11 protein-coding genes are annotated in these 12,427 nt (G+C 31.9%); 4 read left to right on the forward strand and 7 right to left on the reverse strand.

Annotation, left to right across the window (positions count from 1 at the left end):
• Positions 1-5: 5 nt before the first annotated feature.
• Entirely contained in the window at positions 6-1,193 is a 1,188-nt protein-coding gene (gene mnmA, locus Q4Q47_RS19520; protein WP_303308323.1) for a tRNA 2-thiouridine(34) synthase MnmA, read from the reverse strand.
• Between the two features lie 179 nt (positions 1,194-1,372).
• Here mnmA and Q4Q47_RS19525 point away from each other — a divergent pair, with 179 nt between their 5' ends.
• Positions 1,373-2,782: a fasciclin domain-containing protein gene (locus Q4Q47_RS19525; protein ID WP_303308324.1), complete on the forward strand. Its 1,410-nt coding sequence runs from the start codon at positions 1,373-1,375 to the stop codon at positions 2,780-2,782.
• Positions 2,783-2,941: 159 nt separating this feature from the next.
• Here the strand turns inward: Q4Q47_RS19525 and Q4Q47_RS19530 are convergent, their stop codons facing one another.
• The 3 genes from Q4Q47_RS19530 to Q4Q47_RS19540 form a co-directional block, all read right to left on the reverse strand.
• Positions 2,942-3,640 carry a toxin-antitoxin system YwqK family antitoxin gene (locus Q4Q47_RS19530; RefSeq protein WP_303308325.1) on the reverse strand — a complete coding sequence of 233 codons (699 nt, stop codon included), beginning with the start codon at positions 3,638-3,640 and terminating at the stop codon, positions 2,942-2,944.
• Between the two features lie 183 nt (positions 3,641-3,823).
• Positions 3,824-5,722 (reverse strand): membrane protein insertase YidC, encoded by a 1,899-nt coding sequence (gene yidC / locus Q4Q47_RS19535; protein ID WP_303308326.1) that lies wholly within the window; start codon positions 5,720-5,722, stop codon positions 3,824-3,826.
• Between the two features lie 75 nt (positions 5,723-5,797).
• Positions 5,798-7,438, reverse strand: coding sequence for a CTP synthase (locus Q4Q47_RS19540; RefSeq protein ID WP_303308327.1), 1,641 nt, complete (start codon positions 7,436-7,438; stop codon positions 5,798-5,800).
• A gap of 224 nt (positions 7,439-7,662) precedes the next feature.
• Here Q4Q47_RS19540 and Q4Q47_RS19545 point away from each other — a divergent pair, with 224 nt between their 5' ends.
• Complete coding sequence (locus Q4Q47_RS19545) at positions 7,663-9,267, forward strand: T9SS type A sorting domain-containing protein (RefSeq protein ID WP_303308328.1); 1,605 nt, start codon at positions 7,663-7,665, stop codon at positions 9,265-9,267.
• A gap of 33 nt (positions 9,268-9,300) precedes the next feature.
• Here Q4Q47_RS19545 and Q4Q47_RS19550 read toward each other — a convergent pair whose 3' ends face one another.
• On the reverse strand, positions 9,301-9,909 hold the full coding sequence (locus Q4Q47_RS19550; RefSeq protein ID WP_303308329.1) for a TetR/AcrR family transcriptional regulator: 609 nt from the start codon (positions 9,907-9,909) through the stop codon (positions 9,301-9,303).
• A gap of 98 nt (positions 9,910-10,007) precedes the next feature.
• Between Q4Q47_RS19550 and Q4Q47_RS19555 the strand changes: the two genes are divergently transcribed.
• Positions 10,008-10,829 carry an alpha/beta fold hydrolase gene (locus Q4Q47_RS19555; protein ID WP_303308330.1) on the forward strand — a complete coding sequence of 274 codons (822 nt, stop codon included), beginning with the start codon at positions 10,008-10,010 and terminating at the stop codon, positions 10,827-10,829.
• Positions 10,830-11,180: 351 nt separating this feature from the next.
• Positions 11,181-11,435, forward strand: coding sequence for a hypothetical protein (locus tag Q4Q47_RS19565; protein WP_303308331.1), 255 nt, complete (start codon positions 11,181-11,183; stop codon positions 11,433-11,435).
• A 93-nt stretch (positions 11,436-11,528) separates the two neighbouring features.
• Here the strand turns inward: Q4Q47_RS19565 and Q4Q47_RS19570 are convergent, their stop codons facing one another.
• Together Q4Q47_RS19570 and Q4Q47_RS19575 are read right to left on the reverse strand one after the other, a co-directional pair.
• Positions 11,529-11,756 carry a DUF3820 family protein gene (locus Q4Q47_RS19570; RefSeq protein ID WP_303308332.1) on the reverse strand — a complete coding sequence of 76 codons (228 nt, stop codon included), beginning with the start codon at positions 11,754-11,756 and terminating at the stop codon, positions 11,529-11,531.
• Positions 11,757-11,760: 4 nt separating this feature from the next.
• The gene (locus tag Q4Q47_RS19575; RefSeq protein WP_303308333.1) at positions 11,761-12,240 is read right to left on the reverse strand and encodes a DUF922 domain-containing protein; all 480 of its coding nucleotides are present in this window, start codon (positions 12,238-12,240) and stop codon (positions 11,761-11,763) included.
• Positions 12,241-12,427: the final 187 nt, after the last annotated feature.

Here is a 12,427-nt window from a genome sequence, read left to right on the forward strand (position 1 = left end):
ATCTATTAGGAAATAACTCCAGAACCTATAAGTTCATCTTCTAAATACCATGCTACAAATTGCCCTTCGGTGATTGCAGATTGAAATGCTTCAAATTCAACATATAAGCCACTTTCTACTTTATATAACACAGCTTTTTGTAATGATTGTCTATAACGAATCCTAGCCATAACTTCCATAGTTTCATTTAAACCAAGTTTTAAATCTTCACGAATCCAATGTAGTTCTTGATTAGTTACAAACAATGCCTTTTTGAATAAACCAGGGTGCTCTTTTCCTTGTCCAGTATAAATAACATTCTTATCTACATCGGTGTCAATTACGAATAACGGTTCTAAAGTACCACCTACAGCCAATCCTTTACGCTGCCCTTTGGTGAAATAATGAGCACCTTGATGTTTGCCCACTATTTTTCCATAGTCAATCTTATAATCGATCTTACGAGATAAATATTTTAATTTCTCTTCTTCTGAATTAAATTGAGTCTCAACATGACCAAAAACATCTTGCTCTTTGGGTATTTCTACAATAACACCTTCTTTTGGTTTTAGCTGTTGCTGAAGGAAATCTGGTAATTTTACTTTCCCTATAAAGCATAAGCCTTGAGAATCTTTCTTTTCGGCAGTTACCAGATCCAATTTAGTCGCTATTTCCCGTACTTCTGGTTTTGTTAACTCTCCAATTGGAAATAAGGACTTCGCTAGTTGATCCTGAGATAACTGACATAAAAAATAAGACTGATCTTTATTAGCATCAACTCCAGCAAGTAATTGATATATTTCTTTGTCTCCTTTTTGAAGTGCTCCTTTTCTACAATAATGACCCGTAGCGACATAATCTGCTCCAAGATCTAGAGCAATTTTCATAAAAACATCAAACTTAATCTCTCTATTACAAAGTACATCTGGGTTTGGTGTTCTACCTTTTTCATATTCATGAAACATATAATCAACTATACGTTCTTTATACTGCTCACTTAAATCTACCGTTTGAAATGGTATTCCTAATTTTTCGGCAACTAACATGGCATCATTACTATCATCTAACCAAGGGCATTCGTTAGATATAGTCACAGAATCATCATGCCAGTTTTTCATAAACAAGCCAATAACCTCGTACCCCTGCTCTTTTAATAAATAAGCAGCAACACTGGAATCTACACCTCCAGAAAGTCCAATAATGACTCTTTTCATTTTACACAAATTAGGCTGCAAAGATACATATAATTGGAGAAAATGATACACCTCAAAAGGGATGGATAAATGTTTTAAAAATATTTTTGTTTAACTATTTTAAAAAATAATTGAACAAAATTTCATTTTTTGTTTAATTATTTGTTATTTTTGTTAAACAAAATAAAATTATAGAAATTATGAAACGATTAAATGCTCTTAAAAAATTACTATTTTTATTCTTAGCACTGATATTATTAGGGTCATGTAGTAATGATGATGACAACACCGTAGAATTTGTTCCGGAAACTATTGTTGAATTAGCACAAGCTACACCAAGCTTAAGTAGTTTGGTTTCAGCTTTACAACGTGCTGGCTTAGTTAATACATTAAATGGCTCACAACAATTTACTGTCTTTGCTCCAACAAATGATGCTTTTACAGCCTTTTTGGCTGCAAATAATTTTGCCTCACTAGAAGATATTCCTGTTGATGTATTAACCCAGGTGCTTTTAAACCACGTCATAGCTGGCGAATTTGCTTCTACAGATTTATCCACAGGTTATATAAGTACCTCAGCTACTCAAGTGGATACAGGTTTAAACTTAAGCATGTTAGTTGATACGTCTTCTGGTGTAACATTAAACGGAGTTTCTAATGTTGATACACCAAATATTGATGCTACTAATGGTATTATTCACATTGTAGATGCCGTTATTGGGTTGCCTACTGTTGTAACTCATGCTTTGGCTAATTCAAGCTTCACAAGTCTAGTTGCTGCTTTGGGTGCTGCAGATGGAGGCTTAGTAGATGTGTTAAATGGTACTGGGCCTTTTACAGTATTAGCGCCAGATGTTAATGCTTTTACTGACTTTTTAGATGGAACACCTCTAGCTAATGTACCAACAGATACTTTAGCTAATATTTTATTAAACCATGTTGTTAGCGGCGTAGTAACCTCTACAAATTTAGTTGATGGTGGTTCAGGCTATACGAATACACTTGCTACTGGCCCTGGAATGAATAATTTAAGCCTATATTTTGACACTTCTGATGGTGTTACTTTTAATGGTATATCTAGTGTTACGACCGCAGATGTTGTATGTTTAAATGGTATTATTCATGCCATTGACACTGTAATAGGCATACCAACGGTTGTAACATTTGCAACCGCAGATCCTCTTTTTTCAACTCTTGTAGATGCTTTGACTACATTAACACCAGCAACAGATTTTGTTAGTATTTTAAGTAGAACTGCCGATGGAAATGGTGATGGTATTAATCCTCCCTTTACCATATTCGCTCCTACTAATGATGCCTTTGCAGCTATAACCGTTCCTGAAGAATCTATTTTAACTCAGGTATTATTGCATCATGTTGTAGGTGGTTTAAATGTACAATCCGGGGATTTAACACCTAACGGTGATACAGTTGCTCCTAGCTTACAAGGTGACAATTTAACTATTACTCTACCTGGAACTGGAAATAACATTGCCAATATAACTGATGGATCTGGAGTATCTGATATTGGGATAATTGCTGTAGATGTACAAGCCGGAAACGGTGTTATACATGTTATAAACAAAGTGGCCATACCAAATATTCCATAATTACAAGTTATTAGTTTGGTTTGTTGATTGTAGACATGCAAATTTTGGATTAAAATTGTCTATGAAAAAGAAAGCTCCTTTTTATTAAGGAGCTTTTTTTAATTTATTGAAGTGTTTTGAACTTTTTATAGTCAATTATAAAAAGTTCAAAACACTTTATTATTTCTTCTTGTACTTTCCTTTTGGCGAAAAATCTTTCTCGTTTATTAATTTTCCATTTTCATAGTATTTCCAAATACCGTGTTTCTTTCCTTGTTTATAGCGTCCTTCCGTTATCAACTCCCCTTTGGAGTTATAATATTTTGAATCCCCGTGCAGTTCTCCATTAACATAAATAAAAGCTTTTAAAACAACATTATTAGCAGCATACCAAGTTGAAACGCCATTCAGTTTTCCATTATTATAATTTTGTTCTTCTGCTATTTGTCCGTTAGGATAATAAACAAAACGTTCACCATGCAAATTCCCTTTATTATCATAATGCTCTAAAGTCAATAGTTCATCGGAAGTTTTTTGATAATATTTCCATGCTCCGATATAAAGCTTGCCATCCATAGGGCCTTCGCTAATGACTTTTCCTCTGGATGTGAAAAATTTAACATAGGTTTTATTATCATTTTCGTTGAAAGTCCTTGTAGCCGTTAAAACAGCTTTCTTTCTAATATTCTTATAAAACTTAAAAACCCCTACTTCTTTACCATGCAAAAATTCACCTTCATACCTAAGAACATTTGTATTTTTAAATGTCTTTTTCCAAATGCCATGACGCTTGCCATTTTCATCAAATTGATTAACGTTTTGAGAGAAGCTTAAACTATAAACTAATAAAACAAATAGAGTTATTATTATTTTTTTCATTTCAAAAGGTATCATTTTTAATGTAGATTAATAGTAAATTCCAGCCTACGCAGGAATAACAATATAGAAACGACAAAAGTAATGCCAAATTGTATATAACAAAAGAGCTATCAATATTTCTTTGACAGCTCTTTTTTACGCTTCCGCCTTTTGATAAAATAAGGGAAGGAATCTAATATTGTATTATTTACGCTTCTTTTGTGCTTGTTTTTGTTTTTCAGCTTGCTCCATCATATCCTGCATACGTGCCTGAAATTTACTTTGCTTCTTAGGCTTCTTTTTATTTTCTTGCATTTGTGCATGAATTTTATCTTCATCAAGAATGTAGTTTTTAATAACTAAGATGATTCCAATACTAATTAAGTTAGAAATAAAGTAATATAAACTTAATCCGGATGCATAATTATTAAAGAAAAACAACATCATTATTGGTGAGAAGTACATCATATACTTCATCATTTTCCCCATATCTGGCATACCTTCTTGCTGTGGTTGCGATGCTACTTGCTGTCCTGTCGTTAAACGCATGTAAAAGAAAATAGCAATGGATGCTAATATTGGAAACAAACTTACGTGGTCTCCATAGAATGGAATATTAAATGGAAGATTTGCCACGGTATCATATGATGATAAATCTTTTACCCACAAGAAACTTTTCTGTCTTAAATCAAATGCAGACGGGAAAAATTGAAACAAAGCATAGAATACAGGTAACTGTACTAAGGCTGGTAAACAGCCCGCCATAGGGCTTGCCCCTGCTTTGGTTTGCAGCGCCATAGTTTCTTGCTGTGCTTTCATTTTGTTATCCTTATGCTTCGCTCGAATAGCGTCCAATTCCGGTTTTAGAATTTTCATCTTTGCCTGCGATAAAAATTGCTTATACTGCACAAAAGACATTACTAATTTGATTAATATCGTCATAACAATAATAGCAATCCCGTAAGATAAAAACCCTCCTAAGAAACCAAATAACGGAATAAAAAGATACTTATTAATCCATCCGAAAATACCCCATCCAAGCGGTACAACTTCATCTAAATTTCTATCGTATGCATTTAATATTTTAAAATCACTTGGTCCATAGTACCAATCCATTGTTTTATTAATCTCTCCTCCAGCTAATTCTAAAGGTAGCTTAGCTACAAAAGCTTTAGTATAAACGGTATCTACTTCTTCATCCTGAACTAAATTTTTAGATTCAAAAGCTGCCGTTTTAAATGGTGCGTCTGCTAATAATATAGATGTAAAAAAGTGTTGTTTAAACGCAACATAACTAACATCTGCAGCAGTATCCTCTGTTTGTTCTTGTTGACCTAAATAATCATCTTTACCATCTTCATATTCAAAAACCACTTCTGTGTATCTATTTTCATAAGAAATACTTTTTGCATGACGATAAGTTTTTAAATTCCAATCTAAATTAACTGCTTGTGAGCTGTTTATAACATCACCGAATCCTTGTGAACGAATGGTAAAATCGATCATATAATCGTCTTTTTTCAACTCGTAGCGATATTCTAAAAATTGACTTTCAGACACCTTAAGTTTCATCGAAACAATCGTATTGTCTCCATTTTTAGTTACAGTAGGTGTAAAATATCTATCCTTCGTATTAACAATTCTACTTTCAGTAGTTCCAAAATTAATATTAAAAGAAGCATTATTATCTTTTACAATATAAATGGGTTCATCATTAAAATCTACAAACTCCTTTAATTTCACCTCAGATAAATAACCTCCTCTATTATTAAACTTTAAAGCAAATAGATCTGTTTCAACAAGCGTTTCTTTTTCCCCAGAAGCCAAGGTTTCTGAATATGCAAAAGCTCCTAGTTTATTTTTAAGATGGATTAATTGAAGAGAATCTGAAACTCCCTCTGTTGTATAATCTTCTGTTGTAGTAATTTTGGTTTGATTTTGCTCTTCGGCTTTTTTCTCAGCCTCAACCTGTTCTTGTTTTGCTTTTTCTTGGGCCTCTAACTCCTCGGGAGTCGGTTGATTTTGCCAAAGCATGTACATTAATATTCCGAAAATAAGTAAAAACCCTATAATCGAATTAATATCTAATTTTTTTTCTTCCATTTATTCTTTCCGTATATATTAAAAAGATTCCTGCCTACACAGGAATTAATAGCTAATCAATAAGTTATCCAAATTTTAACTTTGTGCCATACTGACACCTTTTTTATCTTTTTTATGGTTTAAGGCTGCTTTTACAAAAGCCACAAACAATGGATGTGGATTGGCAACTGTACTTTTATATTCTGGGTGGTACTGTACTCCTACAAACCAAGGATGTTCAGCAATTTCAATAATTTCAACTAAACCAGTATCTGGGTTTAAGCCTGTAGCAAACATGCCAGCTGCTTCCATCTGCTCCTTGTAGATACTGTTAAATTCGTAGCGGTGTCTGTGACGCTCTTTTATCGTATCATTCTTATAAGTTTCATGAACAATACTTCCTTTTTTCAATTCGCAAGACCATGCGCCTAAACGCATCGTACCGCCTTTATCTGTGATGGTTTTTTGTTCTTCCATCAAATCAATCACAGGATTTTTAGACGCTGCGTCCATTTCTGTTGAATTTGCATCAGCAAAGCCTAAAACATTTCGTGCAAATTCAATAACTGCCATTTGCATCCCTAAACAAATTCCTAAAAATGGTATATTATTTTCTCTAACAAATTTTACCGCTTCAATTTTTCCTTCTATACCGCGTTCTCCAAAACCCGGAGCCACTAAAACACCATCTAAATGTCCCAGTTTTAGTTTAATATTGTCACTATTTAAGTATTCTGAATGAATTGATTCTACCTTTACTTTAACCTCGTTCTCTGCGCCTGCATGAATAAAGGCTTCTAAGATAGATTTATATGAATCTTGTAATTCTACATATTTTCCAATTAACCCAATAGTAACTTCTGTTTTTGGGTTTTTATGACGGTGTACAAAACTATTCCATCTTGTTATATCTGGTGTAGAGCTTTTTAAATTTAATCGTTTTAAAACAACCTTATCCAAGCCTTCTTCTAACATTAAATTTGGAACATCGTAAATCGTAGAAGCATCTATAGATTGAATGACTGCTTCCTCTTTAACATTACAAAATAGGGCCAGTTTACGACGTAAGTCTTTTGGTAAATCATGTTCTGTTCTACAAACCAGTATATCTGCCTGTACTCCACTTTCCATGAGTGTTTTAACACTATGTTGTGTTGGTTTCGTTTTTAATTCACCGGCTGCAGATAAATAAGGAACTAAAGTTAAATGAATAACAATACCATTATTTTCTCCTAAATCCCAACGTAATTGACGTACGGCTTCTATATATGGTAACGATTCTATATCACCAACTGTTCCTCCTATTTCAGTAATAACAATATCGAAATCACCCGACTTTCCTAAAAGTTGTACACGGTGTTTTATTTCATCAGTAATATGAGGAACGACTTGTACTGTTTTCCCTAAAAATTCACCACGACGTTCTTTTTGAATAACGCTTTGATAAATGCGTCCCGTAGTGACATTATTAGCTTGACTTGTTGGTACGTTTAAAAAACGTTCGTAATGTCCTAAATCTAAATCAGTTTCAGCGCCATCTTCAGTCACATAACATTCCCCATGTTCATATGGGTTTAATGTTCCTGGATCTACGTTTATATATGGATCTAATTTTTGGATAGTAACTCGATAACCTTGAGCTTGTAATAATTTAGCTAGCGATGCTGCTATGATGCCTTTTCCTAAAGACGATGTAACTCCTCCGGTTACAAATATGTATTTTGTTGTAGTTGTCATGTTGCGCTTATAAACGCAGGCAAATTTACAAAATTAAAATAGTTATTTCAGAATTAGTTTTGGGTTATTTAATGAGAGTTTTAAACAATATGAGGGTATGAAAAAACCTCAATTTTATTATTGAAATATTAAGTTTGTAAGAAAGAAAACATATTTTTGCTTAACATTTTAGAGATTAAAACGACTTCATGTCTAGTTCAATTTAAATACTTTTTTACAAAAAAATGAAAAACCTCCCCCTAATCATGAGCTTATTTATATCTATTGGTATTAATGCTCAAATACAAATCTCTAATTTCACATATAACAGTGTAAGCTCGGGCTCACCTTATGGTTTTGTTGAATATAATGATAAAATATATTTTATAGGTAGAACGGATGGTTTTGGTAGTGAAATATGGCAAAGTGATGGAACTAATATAAATACAAAAATTCTTAAAGACATAAATCCAGGTGAAAGCGATGCAATAAACCTCACTCTTCTATCCGCAACTCTTAATAACGAATTATATTTTGTGGCAAAAAGTGTCCACCCTTACATAGGTGGTGAAATATGGAAAACTGATGGAACGGAACAAGGAACGACTAAAGTAATAAGTTATACCGGAAGAACTTATGGCCTTACTACTGTAGGGAATCAAATTTATTTTATAGTATTGACCGATGAAACCTCCTTAGAAATATGGAAAACAGATGGAACTGCACTTGGGACAACCATGGTAAAAGGAGGCATTAAAGCTTTAAGTCCACCATCATTTCAAGGAAAGATAAATAATACTTTTATATTCTATGCAGTAATTGATGAATCGGGCTATAAAAACAAGGTATGGAGAAGTGATGGTACTACAAATGGCACTTACCCAATCACTGATGATTTAGATGGAAATGGTTCTTCAAACGGTACATTAAGCCAATACATTGAATATAATAATAAATTATATTTTGTTAGCAGATATTTTTTACATGAAACCGACGGAACACTTGAAAACACAAAGGTCATTGCTAATTTATGGAATGCAACAACAAACTTAGTAGATTTTAGTGATGTCATAGAGGTAAACAATAAATTGTACTTTTTGTTTTATTCTATGGATTTATTAAAATTATCAATATATGAATCGGATGGAACGAGCAGTGGAACTAATGAAATTTATACCGATATTAGCGATCAGTATTTTTACCCCTCATACTTATCCAAAAAAAATGATGATTTATTGTTCACGACTGTAAACAATACCAAAGGAACATCTCTAAAATCATTAAATACAAATAACCATGAAGTATCAGATTTAGTAGAATTAGATAAAAACCTTGCACAGCCCACTACTTTCTTCGATCCATTCAATGCTTGCTCCATTGATAAAATTAATGGTACCGATTACATCCTCACTACTAATACAAGTGGAACTCGAAAAAAAGGGAGAATATACAATTCATCTTCAAACACAATAAATGATCCTGAAGCCTTAAGTTCTTTATATATGAATATACCTAATTTCACAAGTTATGGTATTATTTATAATCAGGAATTATATTATTCAAAAGAAAATCAAGTATGGAAATATGACCAAAATAGCCTAAGTAATAAGGCGCAAGCATATAATTTATCAACTTCTATTCATCCAAATCCATCTTCAGGTTTTCTTTATTTAAATACATCCAATAAAATTAAAAACATTAGTATTTACGATATAAATAGTAGGCTAATTTTCGAAAACCAAGAATTGAATAATGGCAAAATTGACATTACTGAGTTAAAAAAAGGAGTTTATTTTTTGAAAATAAATTATAACGGTAATATAGTTACCAAAAAAATTATAAAAAAATAAAGACATAAATGATTTAACTAATTAAATATAAATTTAATTTAAGTAAAGGTTATATTCCTCTATTCCTTTTTTAGTAAGATATGGGAAAACTAAGTTATTTATATATTTTACGTATTTATTCTTTAATTCTATGTTATCAAAGCTTTCTGGATGAAGGTTAAGAAAAAAGAAAGTTCTCATAGCCCCACTTAAATCCATTAAATAATTTAAGTCATCTGTAGATAACTCTTCCCTTAATAGCTTTTGGGCTTGTAGCTGTTTCAATAGTCTCATATAATTCTCTTTCCTAAAGGCATTATCTTTTTCTGCTTTCAAATAAATATCTTTATAACTCCTTCTAACCTCTACATAATCTACATAGAAGAATAAGTATTTCATTGAAATCTCAAATGTTTTTTGAGGAGCAGCCAAAATCCCGTGAAATAAATTTTGAAAATTAAACGATAACATGATTTCACTCGTTTCTGCAACCATATCTTCATATAATTCAAAAATAAGCTCATTTTTTGTTTTAAAATGATAGGTTATATTCCCGTAACTCTTTTCAAGACTCTTTGCGACCTCTCTTAAAGTGACATTTTTAAACCCTTTTTTATTAAATAACTCTCTGGCTTTATTCTTTATTTTCTCTTTTGTTTTCATATTATTTGCAAAAATAGTCCAAATGGACTAATTTTAGAAATTAAATAAACTAAGTGATGTCTGCAATATACAAGAATAAACAAGTCAAAAAAGCTTTAATGAAACTATACGAAGAAAAACTAGAGGGTTTGGATATCGAATATACTGAAATCGATATTGACACTCAATTTGGCAGAACAAGAATAATTAAGACCGGGAATCCGAAAGGCAAAAAGGTTGTATTATTTCATGGATATAATGCCGGAGCGCCAGTAACATTAGAAGCTGTTAAAGAATTAAGAAACATTTATTGTTTTTATGCTATTGATACCATCGGGCAAGCAACAAAAAGTGCTGAAACGAAAATGAACATAAAAGATGATTCTTTTGCTATTTGGTCTGATGAAGTTCTTGAAAAATTAAATATTAATAAAGGGAACATTATAGGTATTTCATATGGTGCATTTATTGTTCAAAAACTCATTACATATAGGCCTCAAAGAGTTAAAAAATGTGTTTTTGTTGTTCCCAGCGGTATTGTAAATGGTAATATATGGGAATCAATGACTAAACTCACAATTCCATTGATACGTTTTAAGATCACAAAAAAAGAGCGCCATCTTAAAGCTTTTTTAAATGCTTTCGTTCCAGAAGGTGATAAATTCATGTTTAAAATGCTCAAACTAATAATGGAGGGGGTAAAACTTGATACTAGAATACCAGCTTTACTAAAAAGAAAGCATATTAAGCATTTTAACAAGCCTGTTTATATAATGTCAGCATCAAATGATATTTACTTTCCTAGTAAAAAGATTGCAAAAAAAAGCAAATCTCTATTCAACAACCTCAAAGAAGTATATCTTTTAGAAAACTCAAAACATATGCCTTCGAAAAACACATTTGGCGAAATACAATTTAAGATTAAAGAATGGATAAACTGAGCTTACTTCAAATACTGTCTTTAAATATTTCTAATCAAATCCGCCAGCCATTTATTTTTAAATCATAGACCTATGTAAACATATCTCCAAGCTTTCCTTTTGAAAACCCATTGTTATGGTACCATACACATAATATTCTGGTAAATCAATTAGGTACCAGTCCTTACATTTACCAAAAGACACTCATAATGCATTTCACATTCAAATTGGTATTAATCATCTTCCTTATAGAAATAGAATATACTTAAAAAAATGCAATACATTTAAAAAGATTCGTCTATCTAATTGAAGGCTATTCAAAAAAGCTTTCAAACAAATTAAGAATCAAGTATAAACAAAGAAACAACTTAAATGCTTAGCTTTTTTTATTATAATTATAAGTCGCGTACAAAACTATTCATATTCAAAACAGATATTGAAACAAAAAACAAGGTAAAAACAATTAAATCATTCCTTGATAGCCATCCTTATATTATAAAATGGTCTATAGACGTTGAACATACAGATAATGTATTGAAGATTGAAGCTAGAAATAACTTAAGTAAAAACGATATTATTAGTCAAATAAAAACTCAAGGGTTTTATTGCTCCCTATTGACAGATTAATTTTTAATTGTCATATTTATAATTCTAACCTTAATGTTCCTCAATACACCACGCCTTGGCATGGCACTCAAAGTTGCTCAAACATTATTCACACTATTTAGGGTACTGTCTCTGAATGTTCCGAATCAAATCCTCCAACCCATTCATTTTTAAATCATAAACTTGTGTAAGCATATCCCCTAGCTTTCCTTTTGGAAACCCTTTGTTATGATACCATACTATGTAATATTCCGGCAAATCAATTAAGTAACGGTCTTTATATTTACCAAAAGGCATTTTGGTATGTGCCAAATCTATAAGAAATTGTTTGTCTGGAAGCATGTATTTAATCTACCGATTTATATTTCGCGAGTTTTTTTAATTCGTTAGTTATATATATTTTCCATTTTGTTTGAGCATCAACATTTCTGGAATAATTGGTTTCAGAATCATATCTATTTTGCAGTTGTGAAAGCTCTTTATTAATGGTATTATGAATACTTTTTAATTGGTCTCTAACACTATTAGATATTTTTACCTGATCTATTCGTTGTCTAAATTTACGTGCATGCAACTCCGTAATATCAAAATGTAACTGTTCATGATCTAAAACATGACTATCTGCTTGTTCTTTTTTATACCATGATTTTTCCGGATAAAAATGCGCATGCACTTCGGAAGTAAAACCTACCACTTGGTCATCTGTTGTGCTTACCGAAAAACCAAACGTAATACCCGATGCCGTTACGGCTACGGCACTCACATGTTTATTGGGTGCGTCTTTAAAATCTGACCAGGATAATTTATAAGACTCGTTCCAGGACATGGCTGACTCGTCTTGTTGAATACAAAGAAAACAGCATATAATAAAGAATAGTCTAATCACAAGGTTTATTAAAATTAAATTTGTTGCTAGGAATTTTTATAAAACATCTATTTCTGTTAGTCATTCAACAGATTGTCGCAGTCGCACTTCCTTCGCAATGGCATATACAAAACGTATAACCTATAAG

Source organism: Flavivirga spongiicola, from assembly GCF_030540825.1.
Classification (GTDB): Bacteria; Bacteroidota; Bacteroidia; order Flavobacteriales; family Flavobacteriaceae; genus Flavivirga; species Flavivirga spongiicola.